General features: G+C 63.7%; 17 protein-coding genes. 6 read left to right on the plus strand and 11 right to left on the minus strand.

The annotated features are described in order from the left end of the window. Positions 1–41: 41 nt before the first annotated feature. Both Q0743_RS07090 and xoxF5 read right to left on the minus strand, forming a co-directional pair. Entirely contained in the window at positions 42–530 is a 489-nt protein-coding gene (locus tag Q0743_RS07090; RefSeq protein WP_298240870.1) for a c-type cytochrome, methanol metabolism-related, read from the minus strand. A gap of 110 nt (positions 531–640) precedes the next feature. Continuing rightward, positions 641–2446, minus strand: a complete 1806-nt coding sequence (xoxF5, locus tag Q0743_RS07095) for a lanthanide-dependent methanol dehydrogenase XoxF5 (protein WP_298240855.1) — start codon at positions 2444–2446, stop codon at positions 641–643. 516 nt (positions 2447–2962) lie between these two features. Between xoxF5 and Q0743_RS07100 the strand changes: the two genes are divergently transcribed. Next, a complete protein-coding gene (locus Q0743_RS07100; RefSeq protein WP_298240856.1) occupies positions 2963–3931 on the plus strand; it encodes a helix-turn-helix domain-containing protein in 969 nt (322 codons plus the stop codon). Positions 3932–3988: 57 nt separating this feature from the next. On the opposite strand, the gene Q0743_RS07105 is transcribed toward Q0743_RS07100, so the two are convergent. The 5 genes from Q0743_RS07105 to Q0743_RS07125 form a co-directional block, all read right to left on the minus strand. Continuing rightward, on the minus strand, positions 3989–4414 hold the full coding sequence (locus Q0743_RS07105; protein ID WP_298240857.1) for a hypothetical protein: 426 nt from the start codon (positions 4412–4414) through the stop codon (positions 3989–3991). A 126-nt stretch (positions 4415–4540) separates the two neighbouring features. Continuing rightward, a complete protein-coding gene (locus Q0743_RS07110; protein ID WP_298240858.1) occupies positions 4541–5542 on the minus strand; it encodes a tripartite tricarboxylate transporter substrate binding protein in 1002 nt (333 codons plus the stop codon). 96 nt (positions 5543–5638) lie between these two features. After that, positions 5639–6568 (minus strand): ABC transporter substrate-binding protein, encoded by a 930-nt coding sequence (locus Q0743_RS07115; protein ID WP_298240859.1) that lies wholly within the window; start codon positions 6566–6568, stop codon positions 5639–5641. Then, on the minus strand, positions 6565–6921 hold the full coding sequence (locus tag Q0743_RS07120; RefSeq protein ID WP_298240871.1) for a cytochrome c: 357 nt from the start codon (positions 6919–6921) through the stop codon (positions 6565–6567). The genes Q0743_RS07115 and Q0743_RS07120 overlap by 4 nt, the downstream gene beginning before the upstream one ends. Before the next feature lie 11 nt (positions 6922–6932). Beyond that, entirely contained in the window at positions 6933–8597 is a 1665-nt protein-coding gene (locus tag Q0743_RS07125; RefSeq protein ID WP_298240860.1) for a methanol/ethanol family PQQ-dependent dehydrogenase, read from the minus strand. Positions 8598–8942: 345 nt separating this feature from the next. Between Q0743_RS07125 and Q0743_RS07130 the strand changes: the two genes are divergently transcribed. The 4 genes from Q0743_RS07130 to Q0743_RS07145 all read left to right on the plus strand — a co-directional run bounded on the left by Q0743_RS07130 (position 8943) and on the right by Q0743_RS07145 (position 11191). Further along, positions 8943–9335 carry an EF-hand domain-containing protein gene (locus Q0743_RS07130; RefSeq protein WP_298240861.1) on the plus strand — a complete coding sequence of 131 codons (393 nt, stop codon included), beginning with the start codon at positions 8943–8945 and terminating at the stop codon, positions 9333–9335. Between the two features lie 232 nt (positions 9336–9567). Further along, a complete protein-coding gene (gene pqqA, locus Q0743_RS07135; protein WP_035663753.1) occupies positions 9568–9648 on the plus strand; it encodes a pyrroloquinoline quinone precursor peptide PqqA in 81 nt (26 codons plus the stop codon). A gap of 256 nt (positions 9649–9904) precedes the next feature. Then, positions 9905–10744, plus strand: a complete 840-nt coding sequence (locus Q0743_RS07140; protein ID WP_298240862.1) for a hypothetical protein — start codon at positions 9905–9907, stop codon at positions 10742–10744. Between the two features lie 237 nt (positions 10745–10981). After that, complete coding sequence (locus Q0743_RS07145) at positions 10982–11191, plus strand: hypothetical protein (RefSeq protein ID WP_194403575.1); 210 nt, start codon at positions 10982–10984, stop codon at positions 11189–11191. Positions 11192–11200: 9 nt separating this feature from the next. On the opposite strand, the gene Q0743_RS07150 is transcribed toward Q0743_RS07145, so the two are convergent. The 4 genes from Q0743_RS07150 to Q0743_RS07165 are packed head-to-tail and all read right to left on the minus strand — an operon-like array spanning position 11201 to position 14036. Continuing rightward, complete coding sequence (locus tag Q0743_RS07150) at positions 11201–11554, minus strand: hypothetical protein (protein ID WP_298240863.1); 354 nt, start codon at positions 11552–11554, stop codon at positions 11201–11203. A gap of 44 nt (positions 11555–11598) precedes the next feature. Next, positions 11599–12309: an ABC transporter ATP-binding protein gene (locus tag Q0743_RS07155; RefSeq protein ID WP_298240864.1), complete on the minus strand. Its 711-nt coding sequence runs from the start codon at positions 12307–12309 to the stop codon at positions 11599–11601. Further along, positions 12299–13036, minus strand: a complete 738-nt coding sequence (locus tag Q0743_RS07160) for an ABC transporter permease (protein ID WP_298240865.1) — start codon at positions 13034–13036, stop codon at positions 12299–12301. The genes Q0743_RS07155 and Q0743_RS07160 overlap by 11 nt, the downstream gene beginning before the upstream one ends. 1 nt (position 13037) lies before the next feature. After that, positions 13038–14036 (minus strand): ABC transporter substrate-binding protein, encoded by a 999-nt coding sequence (locus Q0743_RS07165; RefSeq protein ID WP_298240866.1) that lies wholly within the window; start codon positions 14034–14036, stop codon positions 13038–13040. Between the two features lie 87 nt (positions 14037–14123). Here Q0743_RS07165 and Q0743_RS07170 point away from each other — a divergent pair, with 87 nt between their 5' ends. Then, positions 14124–14483 (plus strand): hypothetical protein, encoded by a 360-nt coding sequence (locus Q0743_RS07170; RefSeq protein ID WP_298240867.1) that lies wholly within the window; start codon positions 14124–14126, stop codon positions 14481–14483. The last annotated feature ends 77 nt before the right edge of the window (positions 14484–14560 follow it).

Below are 14560 nucleotides of genomic sequence, written 5' to 3' on the forward strand. Positions count from 1 at the left end.
AGGGACGCCTGAAACTAAGTCTCAGGCGGGCTTTCGAACGTTCACTTCTTGCCCATGCATGAGTCTTCGTTCTTGGTATAGGCGTCGTTCTTGTCCTCATGCTTGCTCGGTCGAGCGCGGCCCCAGGCCTCGTTGGAGCGGGCGCGCAGATAGACGTAGAGATCGTCCATGTAGCAGGCGACGTTTGGGTTATCACCGAAGGCCGGCATCACGTTTTCCGAGGCCGTCGAGATATTCTTGCGGCCCGAGGCGACGACGCCGAGAAAATCGGCGTAGCTCATCGTTTTGAGCGAATCCTTCAGCGCCGGCGCGTAGGTCGAACCCATTCCGTCCGGGCCATGACAGACATGGCAGTCGGAGTGATAGCGGCGGTATCCGGAATAGGTGTACCAGTCCACGGATCCGTCGGTAATCTTGTAGGTCGGATTTCCTTCCTTATCGAGCCATTCACCAGTTTCGTTCTGCTTGACGGCAGTCGGGTCGCCCGAGCCGTCAGCAACAGCAATTCCTCCGGACGCAACCAAGATCATCGCAGCAATGACAGAGCAGATTTTACGCAAGAGATTCATCCTCGAAGGCATCAGGGGGAGACGAGCCGGCGCGTGGAGTTGATCCACGCGCCGGAGCGATGCTGAGGGGCCTAGTTCGGCAGCGAGAACACGGTCAGCGTACCGCCGAGAGCCGTGTAGTTGCTGAGGGCCGCGTAGCCGCCGACTGCGCCGAGACCTGCGGTCGGATCGGTCAGGCCCGCGGCCAGACCAATGCCGGCCCAGCCGCCGACGCCGGAGAGCACTGCGACATACTGCTTGCCGCCGTTCTCATAGGTGGTGACGTTGCCAATGATGCCGGAGGGAGTCTTGAACTTGTAGAGCTCCTTGCCGGTCTTGGCGTCGACCGCCTTGAGGTAGCCTTCGAGCGTGCCGTAGAACACCACGCCGCCGGCGGTTGCGAGCGCACCCGACCAGACCGAGAACTGCTCCTTGTTCGACCAGACGATCTTGCCGGTCTTGCCGTCCCAGGCGATGAAGTTACCCATGTGGGTTTCACCCTGCGGCGGATACATCGAGAGCGTCGCACCCACATAGGGCTGGCCCGCGGTGTAGCTCACCTTGAACGGCTCGTAGTCCATGCAGACGTGGTTGGTCGGAACGTAGAACAGCTGCGTGTCCGGCGAGTAGGCTGCCGGCTGCTCGTCCTTGGTGCCGAGCGCGGCCGGGCAGATGCCCTTCACGTTGTGGTCCTCGCCCGCCTTGTCGGTCGAAGCTGCGTCGAGCACCTTCGGACGACCGTAGGTCGGCGAGTTCTTGTCCATGTCGACGCCGGAGGTCCAGTTCACCTTCGGATCGTACTTTTCGGCGACCAGCAGCTCACCGGTGGCGCGATCGAGCGTATAGCCGAGGCCGTTACGATCGAAGTGCGTCAGCAGCTTGCGCGCTTGGCCGTTGATCGACTGATCCGAGAGGATCATCTCGTTGACGCCGTCATAGTCCCACTCGTCGTGGGGCGTCATCTGATAGACCCACTTGGCCATGCCGGTGTCCGGGTTACGTGCCCAGATCGTCATCGACCACTTGTTGTCGCCGGGACGCTGCTTCGGATTCCAGGTCGAGGGATTGCCCGAGCCGTAGTAGACGAGATTCAGCTCGGGATCGTAGGAGATCCAGCCCCAGGTCGCGCCGCCGCCGATCTTCCACTGATCGCCTTGCCAGGTCTTGAGGCTCGAGTCCTTGCCGACGGGCTTGCCGAGCGCGGTGGTCTTCTCGGCATCGACCAGGATCTGATTATCCGGACCTTCCGAGTATCCGCGCCAAGCCAGCTTGCCGGTCTTGATGTCGTAGGCCGACATATGAGCCTGGACGCCGAACTCACCACCGGAGATGCCGATCAGCACCTTGTCCTTGATGACCATGGGCGCCGACGTGCCGGTCTCGCCCTTGCTCGGATCGCCGTTCTTGCTGGACCAGGCCACCTGGCCGGTCTTGGCGTCGAGCGCGACGAGGGTGGTGTCGGCCTGATGCAGGAAGATCTTGCCGTCACCATAGGCCAGGCCGCGGTTGACCGTGTCGCAGCACATCACCGGGATGACGTTCGGGTCCTGCTTCGGCTCGTACTTCCAGACGATCTTGTTCTCGTTGGAAAGGTCAATGGCGTAGACCTTGTTCGGGAACGGCGTGTGGACGTACATCATGTTGCCGATGATCAGCGGGCCGCCCTCGTGGCCGCGCAGCACGCCCGTCGAGAAGGTCCAGGCAACCTGGAGCTTGCCTACGTTTTGTGCGTTGATCTGGTTCAGCTTGGAATAGCGAGTATTGGCGTAGTCACCGGTCGGCATCACCCAGTCTTTCGGGTTCTGCGACATCTTGAGCACTTCGTCATTGGCTGAGGCGCTCCCGACGGCGAGAGCCGCCGCTGAGCCAAGAAAGGTCGCCAGTAGCACCTTGCGCATAGTCATTCCTCCGTTGGTCTCGTTTATTTTTCCCGAAGCATTGGTAATTCGCCGGGCTTCTCGTCCGGCGTCTGCTCGTGCAGGGCGGTCACGTTTCGGACCAGAAACGATGCTGTGCTGTTTCCTCCTCCTGATGAGAGCCACGGGTCCACCTGCAGGAGCGGCCCGTTCTTGTTGTTCCTGTCGCAATCCCTAACGACTTCGTCATCGGGAAACTTGCCCAAGAGAGAAGCCGGTTTGCTTGATAGCGCACGGACGCGAAGATTTTGATTTTGCAGTAGCGAATTCAGCGGCTTCCACGCCGCTTTGGTAGCACTCTCAACGCTCAGGTTCCCCTTGACGGCGCTGCAACTAAGGCGGAGGATTAACTTTCAAGGGTGGCAATGGAACGATGGCGCTCGTGCCAAAAGACCACTCAAATTCGAGGTAAACGTCACCGCAATCACGGCTGAGGGCTCCGGCAGCGCTGGGTCGCGATTCGCGTCGAATCTCCGGATCAAACCAGTGGCTGGATTAATGTCCGACACCATTCAAAAGCTCTCGACGACCGGCATGACGCCGAAGCGCCAGATCCAGAGCTGGATCGACGGGCTGACGAGCCTGTGTGGGCATTTCGATGTCGATCCGCTGGAGGCGTCCTCGCTCGAAGGCCGCATTGACTACACGAGTGTCTCGCGCCTGAAGCTCTGCCAGATCGAGGTGAGCCAGCATCGCATCGCGCACACGCTGGCGCGCGCCAAGGCGAATGAGCACCCCTATATCAAGATTCACTTCCAGACCTACGGCGTGTCCTATTTCGAACAAGAAGGCCGTCACATCGAGATCAATCCCGGAGACATCATCGCCTATGACGTCTCCTGTCCGCACTCGATCATCAGCCCCGCCTTCACGCGTCACGACGTCGTGATCGTGCCGAAGGCGCTGCTGCGTGACCGCGGATTCCCGTCACAGCGAATGCCCGCCTGCAAGCTGTCGGCGAAGACGGGGACGGGGCGGATCGCTCACGATTTCGTCCATGCGACCTTCGACGAAGCGGCGAAGCTGTCGGCGAACAGCGCGGTCGGCGTTGCCGATTCGCTGATCGACCTGCTGCTGCTGCCGCTGCGCGAAGCCGACACGATGTTCGACCGTGTCGGGCCCGAAGCGATGTATGTGCGCGCGCAGTTCTTCATCCGCGAGCACTTGCGCGATCCCGATCTGTGCATCGACCAGATCTCGGCCGAGCTCGGCTGCTCCAAGCGCTACCTGCACATGCTGTTCTCGGAGCGTGGCACCACCGTGAGCGACTACATCTGGCAGGCGCGCTTGCAGAACTGCCGCCAGGAGCTCGAGGCTCACGCCGGCAAGACCATCACCGACGTCGCGTTCTCATGGGGCTTCTCCAGCTCGTCGCATTTCAGCCGGGTGTTCCGCAAATATTTCGGCGTGGTGCCGTCCTCGATCCACAAGGCGCAGCAGGGCGCGGCGAACTCGAACGAGCACTAGGTCAGACCGGGCCGAAGTCGTCCCGGCGATCAAGTCGCTTTGGCGACCAGATGCCGCTCACGCCGATGCGGCAATGTAGGGAATGCTGATCAGGAGAGCGACCAGCAGCACCGCGTTGCCCAGCATGCCGCTCCAGTGCAACCGGCGCAGCCGGTGCGGAGCCTCGGCATCGCCGGCGTCCCTCGCGCTGAGCTGGTCGTCCATCCGTTGCATGAACCAGCGGCGTCCCCAGATCGCCAGTGCAGCGAGCAGGCCGACGCCCGTCGCGGCGAGCAGGCGGCCATCGAGCAGGAGGATCACCGTTCCGATGATCCCGGCAAAGCGCATCACCAGGAAATGGGCATTGAACATTCCCCGCAGCAACTGGGCGACGGGCTGAATGTCGAGCTTCACCAGCAGGAAGGCGGGCGAGGCCAGCGTGAAATAGCTCATCGGAAAGAGCAGGATGACCATAACGGCGACGGCGACTGCATCCGGTGTCATGCGATCGGCCCTTCTTGTCAGCGTGCGGCGGGCAATCATAGCGGGAAAATGCACGTCCGACACTAGGCTTCGGTCGGATTCCGGGGCGGGAAGGGGCGGTTGGCGCGCCGGCCTTCAGCTCGACGCCTAGGCCGGCTCGAGGCCGAGCGACTTCGCGCTCTCGATCCAGATCGGCAGCTCGCGCTGATAGAGGGCGTTGGTCTCCTTGAAGCCGATTGCGGGTTCGAGCACGAAGGTCGCGAGAACCTCCTTCACCTTGGGATCGCTGTTGGCGGCGACGCAGAGCTCCGCCAGGCGGTCGACCACGGCTTGCGGCGTGGTCTTGGGCACGGCCCAGCCCGAGAAGCCACTGACGGTGAAGAATTTCGAGGTCGCGCCCTGCTCGGGAAGGGTCTTGATCGCAGGGATCGCGTCGACCTTCTTCGAATGCACGGCGAAAACGGTGCCGCGGTCGCTCTGCAGGACCGATTGTGCGGCCGTGTAGCTTCCCATCGCGGCATCGAGCGTGCCCTCGAGCATGCCGGTCCACATCGGTGCCTCGCCGCGGTAATGGACCGGCTCGATGTTGAGCCCGTACTGCTTGTTGAGCTCGTGGATCGTCATGTGCGGGGCCGAGCCTGCGCTGTAGGTGCCGAAATTCACCTTGCCGCTCTTGCGCGCGAAGGCGACGAAATCCTCCAGCGTCTTGACCCCGGTTTTCGGGTTCGCGACCAGCAACAGGCCGGCGCCCGGAATGACGCTGACGAGCGTCAAATCCTTGTCCATGTCGTAGCCGGGATTCTTCATCACCACGCGGTTCATGATGTAGGTGGTCGAGATCGAGCACAGGATGGTGTGGCCGTCGGGCTCGGCGCGGGCGACCTCCGCCGTGCCGATCGCGCCGGAGGCGCCGGGCTTGTTCTCGACCACCACGGTCTTGCCGACCTGCTTGGAGATGAATTCGCCGTAGGCGCGCGCGAGCAAATCGGTCTGCCCACCGGCGGGATAGCTGCAAATCATGCGAATCTGCCGCGCCGGCCAGGTGCCTTGTGCAGCTCCTTGCGCCGATGCGCCGCGCGAGACGAAAGGCAGCGTGATTGCGCCGGCTCCGGCGGCGATGAAGTGGCGGCGATTGATTCTTGCAGACATGATTCTCTCCCGGTTCCCTGAAGGTTACTGCACCTCGCAGGCGCTGCCATGGGTCTCGGGCGAGACAGATTGGCGCATTCGAAAGGTATGACGCTGCTACCGCTGAATGATCTTCGTCCACACGTCGCCCAGGACAGCGGGCTCGCGTGGCGGCAGATAGGTGAGACCGACCTGCTTGCCGAACTCGGCGATCTTGCCTTCTGCCGCAAGGGCGCTCAGCGCCTTGTTGACGGCCTCGATCAGCGCGGGATCGCTGCCGAGGCCGACATAGCCGCGATTGGCGCCGATCGGATAGTAATAGCCGGATGCGGAGAGCGCGGTGTCGGGGTGCGCGGCGTGATGCGCATCGAAGCGGCCGAGGTCGATCAGCGTTGCGTCATAATCGCCGCGCTGGAGCGCGCCCAGGAGATCGTCGCGGCCGGGGACGAGATGGGTGATGTTGTCGATCAGCCGTCCCTTGTCGAAGGTCATCAGGATCGCATCGCCGAGCGAGCCGCTTTCAATGACCAGACGAAGGCCGGCGAGATCGCCGATGTCGCCGATCTTGCGGCCGCTCGCCTTCGGCCCAAGCACCACCGTCATGGGCGAATAGACGTAAGGCTGGCTCGGCGCGAGCACGCCGAGCGCAACGCGACGCCGCCGATCGTCGCGCGTGGCGCCGGCGAAATCCGGCAAGCGCGCCGTCTTCATGCCGGGGACGACCAGTGAATCCCGTGTCAGCGCGTAACCGCCGACCAGCGAGCAGCGCCCATCCGAGAGCAGCGCGTTGGCCTCGAGTTGCGGGCTGGAATCCTCGTCCAGCTTGCTTTCGAACCACTGGATCGCCAGCGGCCGCCCGAGCCGCTCCGCGATCGCCTGCGCCAGCAGGACGTCGAAGCCGGCATCCGGCTTGCCGCGGTGGTGCATCGAGAGCGGCGGCCGGTCCTCGTCGAGGCAGATCCGCAAGGGACCGTCGGCCGCCACAGCGACCGACGCCATCGTCGAAAGAAGCGCAGCAACGCACCACGCAACGGTCCGGCCCTTCATGGCTTCCTCCGGCTGGAGATGAAGGCCCAGAGATCCCCGATCTGGTCGTCGCTGAGAATGTCGCCCCAGGGCGGCATCCTGTTGTTCTTGCCGTTCTTCACCGTGGTGACAAAGCGTGGCTTGTCGTCAGGGAAGACGCGCAGGTCCGGCGTGATGGTGCCGGAATTCATCAGGTTCGGGCCGTGGCAGTGCGAGCACTTCTCGGCATAGGTCGATTTGCCGTGGTCGATCTGTGCCTGCATGGGATTGGCGGTCGGCTCGTCGGCGGCGCGAACGGTCGCCGCAAGCGCGACCGTCAGCGCCAGGGCGGCGGCGAAGATCGCCGCCGTCCTGTGAGACATTTCTCTCAGCATCATGCCGGCGATTACTGCTTCACCGCAAAGACCCACAGCGAGCCGCCGGGCGGCACCTTGGCAAGCCGCTCGTCGCCGGAGAACAGCGAGTAGACTCCGCCATAGCCTGATGTCACCGCGACATATTGGACGCCATCCTGCTGCCAGGTCACCGGCTGGCCCTCGATGCCGGACCCGGTCTGGAATTGCCAGAGCTTCTTGCCGGTGTCGGCGTCGAAGGCCTCGAACTCGCCGGTCAGGGCGCCCGAGAACACGACGCCGCCTGCGGTCGACAGCACGCCCGAGAAGCGCGGAATGTCACTCGGCGCTTCCCATTTCGACTTGCCGGTCATGGGATCGATGGCCTTGAGATGACCGCGCGGCCCGTCGCCAAACTCCCAGGGATCGGTCAGATCCATGCCGAGATACCATTCACCCTGCTTGAAGGTGACGGGCTCGGCCTTGTACTTGCCGCCGAAGTTGAGCGTGTTGGCGTAGGCGAGGCCGGTCTGCGGATTGAACGACATCGGCTCCCAGTTCTTGCCGCCGAGGATCGACGGATAGACGGTCACCTTCTTGCCCTCGCGCGCGTCCTTGGCGACGTCGGTCTCGATCGGCTTGCCGGTCTTCATGTCGACGCCGGTCGCCCAATTGACCTTCACGTAAGGATTGGCCGCGAGCAGCTTGCCGTTGGTGCGGTCGAGCACGTAGAAGAAGCCGTTGCGGTTGGCGTCCATCAGCACCTTGGTCGGCTTGCCCTCGACATTCATGTCGGCAAGGACCATCTCGGCCACGCTGTCGTAGTCGAACGGATTGTTCGGCGAGAACTGGTAGTGCCACTTGATCTTGCCGGTCTTGGGATCCATCGCCAGCACGGAGCAGGTGTAGAGGTTGTCGCCGGGACGCACCGCCGCGTTGAACGGCCCGGGATTGCCGATGCCCCAATAGATCGTGTTCAGTTCGGGATCGTAGGAGCCGGTGATCCAGGTCGAGCCGCCGCCGAGCTTCCAGGTGTCACCCTTCCAGGTGTCGCCGCCGGGCTCGTCCGGCGAGGGGATCGAATGGGTGCGCCACAGATGCTTGCCCGTTGCGGGGTCCCAGCCGTCGATGAAGCCGCGCGTGCCGAACTCGGCGCCGGAGACGCCGGTGATGACGACGCCGTCCGCGACCAGCGGCGCGATCGTCATCGAATAGCCTTCCTTGATGTCGGCTGCCTTCTGCCGCCACAGCTCCTTGCCGTTCTTGGCGTCGAGCGCGATCACGTTGGCATCGAGTGTGGTGCGGAACACCTTGCCGTCGAACAGCGCGGCGCCGCGGTTGATGATGCCGCAGCAGACGATGCGCGGCGTCTCGGCGGGATATTCGACCTTGGTCTTCCAGATCTGCTTGCCGGTCTTGGCATCGACCGCCATGGTTGCGTTGTGCGAGGTCACGTAGATCACGCCCTGGTACACCAGCGGCTGCGATTCCTCGCTGCGATCGTCGTTGAAGGAGTAATTCCAGACCGGGACAAGGTTCTTGACGCTGTCCTTGTTGATCTGGTTCAGCGTCGAGAAGCGCTGCAGATTGTAGCCCATCCCGTAGTTGAGAACGTTCGATGTATCGGTCGCGCCCTTGACCAACTGCTCGGTGGTCTGTGCGCTTGCACAATTCGATGCAAGCATGACGAGGCTCGCGGCCATCGCAAAGCGTTTCATCCGTTCCTCCCAATATGCGCGCCTTTTGACGCTGCGGAAGCAACACTCCGTCGGAAACCAAAACGCGTCAATACGAAAGTCGCAAGTGTCGCGACGATATCGCTGAGCGCAGGTGCGGGTCACCTGACGGAAACCTGACTGTGGTGGAGCGGCACTTGTGCGGAGACGCTGCGAAAATTCCGCGCCACGACGTATGCCCCGGACCGAGGCGCCGGTGCCTGGTGTTCGAGTTCCCGAGGTTGTCGCGCGTGCAAGTTGCAATTCTGGGCTTGAACCGGGGACCTCTTGTGGATTTATCTCGTTTCTGTCCAGCCCGAACGGGGGCTCTTTGTCGAGGAGGTCTTGATGATTTCACGTCGTTCAGTCGCGCTTGCGCTCACCATTGCATTGATGTCCGCTCCGGCATGGTCCGCCTCCGGCAATGCGGTCAAAATGTTCGATACCGACAATGACGGCACGCTCGATCTGGCCGAAGTGAAGAAGGCCGCGGCCGCCTTGTTCGCAAAGCTCGACCCGGATCACGACGGCACGCTCGATGCGCGCGAATTGCGCGGACGGCTGACGGCCAAAGAGCTCGCCGCGGCGGATCCTGATCGCGACGGCACCCTGACGCTCGACGAATATCTGTCGGTGGTCGAGCAGCGCTTCAATGCAGCCAATCCCGACAGGGATGGAACGCTGGATGCGAAGGAGCTCAATGCGCGTGCCGGACGCGCGCTGCTGCGATTGTTGCGGTGAGCTGATGGAGCGCTGCCGTTCGTGTCGATTCGACCTGCGGTGCGTCGCACAAAGCCGGCGTCTCGCGGGTCGTGTTTGACCAAGAGAGAACTGGCTTTGCCCGAGAGAGAAATGCGGACGCGAAGAATCGACACAGACGTGCGGGCAGACCGAATCGAGGCTTGAACTGCACCTGACGCAGCCCTAGGTTTTGCGCCGCGCGATGTCGCGCTCAATACCTTGGGAGACCCGAATGGCTTGGAAAGCTCCGAAGATCGTGGAAGTGTCGGTCGGCATGGAAATCAACATGTACGCCTGCGCTTCGCGCAAGTAAGACCAGCGACCTGCCGCGGCTTCGGCGGTGAACACCGTCGAAGCCGTGGCAGTGTCGGACTTCGCACTTTCCCGCGCGGCTTCGCGCTTTGTCATTGATGCGATGCGCTGCGAAGGCCGCGCTCTTCCCCCATCAGAATCTCGACTTTGATCGACCGCAGTGTGTTACGCTGACGCTCTGTCAGCGCTGCTGCCGCTTGATGCGGCGCGCGCGATTGGAGTGCGGGATGCGCGGCGGAGCTTGGCGATTTAGGTTGATGGCTGCCTGCGCATTCGCGCTGATGCCGGCATGCGCCGGTGCGGAGGAGGGCTTCGACACCGAGCACATCTTCGGCTTCATGATCGGCACCGATGTCGGCAATCCCGGCGAGCGCGAATTCCAGAGCCAGACGACGGGCCGCTTCGGCAAGGGCGGCGGAACCTATCGCGCCCTGGAGAAGGAGGTCGAGATCGAGATCGTGCCGCTGCCGAACTTCCGCATCGAGGTCGGCGGCACCGCCAGCCTGCACGACATCACCGGCGTTCCTGACATCGACGACCGTCGCCAGTTCAACTTCCAGGGCGCCTCGCTCGACCTGCGTTACCGCCTGCTCGACCGCGAGCGTGCGCCGTTCGGCCTCACCATCGCCGCCGAGCTTCATGGCGACCGCATCGACGAGACCACCGGCGCCAAAGGGCGGATGTACGGCACCGATTTCACCATCGCCTTCGACCGCGAGCTCATCCCGAACTTCGCCATCGGCGCCCTCAACCTGATCTATCAGCCGGAATGGGCGCGCTTCGAGGTGGCGGGGGTGTCGGAGAAGAGCTCGACGATCGGTGCGGCGTTCGCGGGCCTGGCGCGGGTGCGGCCCAACATGCTGCTCGGTGGCGAGCTGCGCTACTTCAGGCAATATGAGGGCATCGGGCTCGGGGAGTTTGCGGGCCAGGCCCTGTTCGTCGGTCCGACCGCCTATTTCCAGCTGTCCGAGCGCTCGCGGCTGACCCTGAGCTGGAGCATGCAGGCCTGGGGCCGCCCGGCCGGATCGGGCGGCAATCTCGACCTCGTCAATTTCGAGCGGCATCAGGCCCGGATGGTGTTCGGGGTGAATTTCTAACAGGTCGTCATGCCCGGGCTTGTCCCGGGCATCCACGTTCTCGGTGCTGCATGGCAAGCCGTGGATGGCCGGGACAAGTCCGGCCATGACGATGGAGAGGCTTTTTGGGTTCGCTATGCCTGAGAACAGGGGGCGAGCCAGTTCCGCCCCAATCCCTCACGCCCGTTTGAAACTTCACCCTCCATGGAACGTAGCTCCTTGTGCTAAGCTCCATCGTCCCCGTGAGAGGATCCCGGCATGAACCCGATTGACCTGGTGGTGACCGTGTGTGCGGTGCTCTCGCCTGCGACCTGCGAGGAGCAGCATCTGATGTTCAACTACGGTGGGTCGCCGCGGCAATGCGCGATGGCCGCGCCGCCCTATATCGCGCAATGGGTCGGCGAGCATCCGAAATGGCAGGCGGTGCGGTGGCGCTGCGAATATCCGCACCCGAACGACAAGGCGTAACGCGCCTCGCTATTTGGTGCAGTCCTTCAGGTCCTTGTCGGCGATCGAGAATACGGCATCCGCCCTGATCTCGATGTCGCGGACGACGCATTGGCGTCCGTTGGGATAGCCGACCTTGGCGTCGTAGCGGCCCGGCTCGACGCCGGTGATGCGCAGCCGCTCGTCGTGGTCGACCTCCTTGTCCTTGTCGTTCAAGCACTGGTTCGGGCCCCAGTCTGTCTTGCCGGCCGGTGAGAGCTGGAAGCCGGAGATCGTCTCCGTCGTCAGGTTCCAGAGCCTGACGCCCTTGCCTTTGGTCTGTGCCAGCGCGGCGCCCGGCACCGCTACCAAGAGGAGGCCGATCGCAATCAGCGTACGCCGCATTGGTGAATCTCCATCGACAGGTCGGTCCAGTTGATCACGAGTTTTCATTTCGATTCAAGCTGCAACGCCGCGAGCTCGGCCCGGATCCTGCCGAGATCGGCTTCGCTGCGCATCGCGCGCGGAATGGCGATCGGCACGTCCTGCACGATGCGCGCGGGGCGTGGCGACAAAAAGAACAGGCGGTCGCCGAGCCTGATCGCATCGTCGAGACTGTGGGTGACGAGCAGCGTCATCACCGGACGGCTCGCCACCAGCGTCGCGATCTCGTCGCGCAGGCGGCCGGCGAGCGCGTCGTCGAGCGAGGCGAGGGGCTCGTCGAGCACCAGGAGATCGGGATCGACCGCGAAGGCACGGGCGAGCGCGACGCGCCGGGCAAGGCCGAGTGACAATTCGCCGGGGAAGTGGTCGCGATGGGCCTGAAGCTCCAGGATCCTGAACAGCTCCGACAGCTTGGCATCTGTCACATCGGGCGCCGCCAACCGCACGTTCTGCTCGACCGAGCGCCACGGCAACAGCCGAGGCTCCTGGAACACCATGCCGATCCGCGCCTGCGGTGGCCGCGCGATGCGGCCCTGAAATTCATGGTCGAGCCCGAGGATGATGCGCAGCATCGTGCTCTTGCCGCAGCCGGACGGGCCGATCAGCACGCCGACCTCGCCGGGGCAAAGCGCGAATTTGAGTGGCGCGAGCACCTCGTGCGTTCCGCCCGCGGCACTTCTGAACGTCTTGCCTGTGATCTCGACCTCAAGCCGCACGGGGACGCCACCGTGTTGCGCGGGCTTCGAACGGCTGCACCAGCAAGGTTTCGATCACGAGCACGACCGCGGCGAAGGTGAGCGAATAGGCGAGCAGCCGCGGCGTGTCGAACAGCTGGAAGGCGACCCCGATCTCGAAGCCGACGCCGTTCGGGCGACCCAGCAGCTCGGCGACCAGCACGATCTTCCACACCAGCGACAACCCGGAGCGCGCGGCGGCGGCGATATAGGGCGCAAGCTGCGGCAGCACGACGTGGCGAAAGGCGCGCCAGCGCGGCATCGCGAACACGCTCGCCATCTCGTCGAGCGAGCGGTCGAGCGCGCGGGTGCCCTCGCGCAAGGTGACGACCGCCGTCGGCAGCTTGTTGATGGCGATCGCCGCGATCGCCGCGGCCTCGGTGAGACCGGCCCAGATATAAGCCAGCACGATCACGACCAGCGCCGGCAGGTTGAGCAGCAGGATCAGCCAGGGATCGCCGAGCCGGTCGGCGAGCTTGACCCGTCCCATCAGATAGCCGATGGCACTGCCGAGCGACATCGCCAGCGTGAAAGCGAGCGCAACGCGCGCAAGCGTCGCACCCAGATGCAGGAACAGAGCTCCACTCGATGCCTCCGCGATCATCACCTGCAGCACGGCCGGCGGCGAGGGCAGCTTCGCGCCGCCGACGAACAGCGCGGCAATCCACCAGATCACGAGGAACAGGGCGAACGACAGAAGGCGCAGCACCTCAATCTCCGGGGACTGCGTGATAGAACGTGCCGGGGTCGAGCTCGGTCGCGGGGCCGACGAGGTCGCGGCCACCGATCTCGGCCAGCACGCGGTACAGCACGCGCGCGTCCTGTTCCTCTTCAGTGATGCTTCGGCGCGGAATACCGTCGCGATAGCGCTCGCGATAGGTCTTGAGCAGGGTGGCGTCGCTCGTGCCGGTCAGCGGTGCGATCTTGTCCCAGGCCGCATCGGAGCTAATGAGCAATTGCTTGGCCTTGCGGGTCATCGCGATGAAGCGCGCCACGGCGTCCTTGTGGCTTGCCGCCCAGCTCTCGTCGAAGACGTAACCGACCGCGGAGACGGCACCCTTGGCGCCAAGCTTCGGCAGGATCTCCTCGATTCCGGCGAGGCGCCGAAAACCCTTGGCTTCGAGCTGGGCGCAGAAATTCCAGAAATTCAGGCTCGCCTCCATCTCGCCGTCGAGCGCCTTGGCGGCGATCAGGGGCGGAGCGCCATAGACGATGGTCGCATCCGACTTCAGGTCGATGCCGTCCTGCTTCATGCGGGCCTGGAGCAGCAGCCAGCTCTTGTCGATCGCCCCGCCGGCGACGGCGAGCTTGCGGCCCTTGAGGTCGGCCAGCGTCTTGATCGGCGACGAGGCCGGCACCATGACGGCGCCGAGCGCACTGGAATACGGATAGAAGGTGAGCTTGGCGCCAAGCGCCCGCTCGCGCGACACCCAGAGCCAGTCCGACAGGATGATGTCGGCGCTGCCTGCGCGCATCGCGATCTTGCCGGCCTCGGTGCTGGCGAGCTCGGCGACCTCGAGCGAGAGGCCCGCCTCCTTGTCGAGACCGCTCGCGCGGATCGCGGCCAGCTCCCAGGAGAATGTTCCGGTTTTCTGCACCGCCAGGCGGATCGTATCCGCGGCGCGGCCTGGTGCGGCCAATGTCAGCGCCAGCGTCGTCGCGATCGCCAATGTTCGACCAAGTGCTCTTATCACTCCACGTGCTCTCATCACCTTGTGAGCCGTTTCCTCTGACAGAATGCTTTTCAGGACAATACGCATAGCATAGCTTTGGCCGCAACCCGCGGGAGGATGCGCATGAAACTGGCCGAACAGCTACGACCGATTGTCGCCGCATTGACGGTGCTGGCGGCGACCGCGTGCGTGGCGCGGGCCGAGGAGGCCAATGATTATCCGACGGCCGCGCGCGCTGAGTACGTCTATGGCTGCATGAAGGCCAATGGCGAAAGCCGGCAATCGATCGAGCAATGCTCCTGCTCGATCGACGTGGTTGCCTCGATCGTCCCCTATGAGCGCTATGTTACCGCGGAGACCGCGCTCAGCATGTCCCAGGTCCGCGGCAATCTCGGCGTCCAGTTCCGCACCTCCGAGCAGGCGAACACCGCGGTGAACGATCTCAGGCGCGCGCAGGCGGAAGCCGAGGTGAGGTGTTTCTGATTTAGGTGTTTCGTTTTACCCTCCCCTGGAGGGCAGGGCTATCGCATGTGGAAATCCCGAGTCTCTTCCGGAGCTTA

Source organism: uncultured Bradyrhizobium sp., from assembly GCF_936943645.1.
Taxonomy (GTDB): Bacteria; Pseudomonadota; Alphaproteobacteria; order Rhizobiales; family Xanthobacteraceae; genus Bradyrhizobium.